This window comes from Streptomyces sp. CBMA123, from assembly GCF_014596465.1.
Lineage (GTDB): Bacteria > Actinomycetota > Actinomycetes > Streptomycetales > Streptomycetaceae > Kitasatospora.
In genome coordinates, this window is sequence record NZ_MECK01000536.1 from 1 (window position 1) to 720 (window position 720).

The window sequence follows — 720 nt, forward strand, 5'->3', positions numbered from 1 at the left end:
GGCGCGGTCGCCGACCTGGGCGGCGGCCACCTCGTCGGCCCAGCGCTCCAGGTGGTACCCGAGGGGCGCGCGCAACGGGCGGAGCGCCGGGTGGAGGTCGGCGGCGTGCTCGGCGAGGGCGAGGAAGACGTGGTGCCGGCCGGTGAGGTGGGCGCGCTCGTGGGCGAGCAGGGCGGAGCGCTCGGGGCCGTTGAGGGCGCGCAGCATCCCGGAGGTGACCACGATCCGGCCCGGCTCCCCGCCCCGGCCGGGGCGGCGCAGGCGGCCGGGGAGGGCGAAGGCGTCGGCGCGGTCGTCGTCCAGCACGGTCAGCGGGTGGTCGGCGGGGTGCCGGAGCCGCTCCAGGGCCTGGCGGAGCCGTGCCGGGGCCTGGCGCCACCGGGCGGTGCGGGGGCGGGGGCCGGTGGAGTCCGGCAGGAGCCGTACGGAGTCGCGCGCACCCTGGGTGGCGCGCGCCCCGCGCACGGAGGCGCGCCGGGGGCGCATGTCCGGATGCTGGTCGGCGGCCGTCTCACCGCCGTCGTAGCCGTAGCCGCCGTTGTCGTAGCCGTAGCTGTAACCGCCGTTGTCGTAGCCGCTGTCGTAGCCGTCGCCGTCACAGCGAAGGCCCGGGGTCGGCAGCGCGGCCCGGGCGGTGTGCAGTTCCCGCCGGCGGCGGTGGGCGGTCCGTACCGCCAGGGCGGCGAGCGCGGCCAGGGCGAGGCCGGCCACCGCGGCGGC

The 720-nt window shown here is 79.9% G+C and carries 1 protein-coding gene; it reads right to left on the minus strand.

What is annotated here, in order from left to right:
- Nucleotides 1-711: M48 family metalloprotease (locus BG452_RS36150; RefSeq protein WP_317621392.1), on the minus strand; the 711-nt coding region annotated here is incomplete at its 3' end.
- Nucleotides 712-720 lie beyond the last annotated feature (9 nt).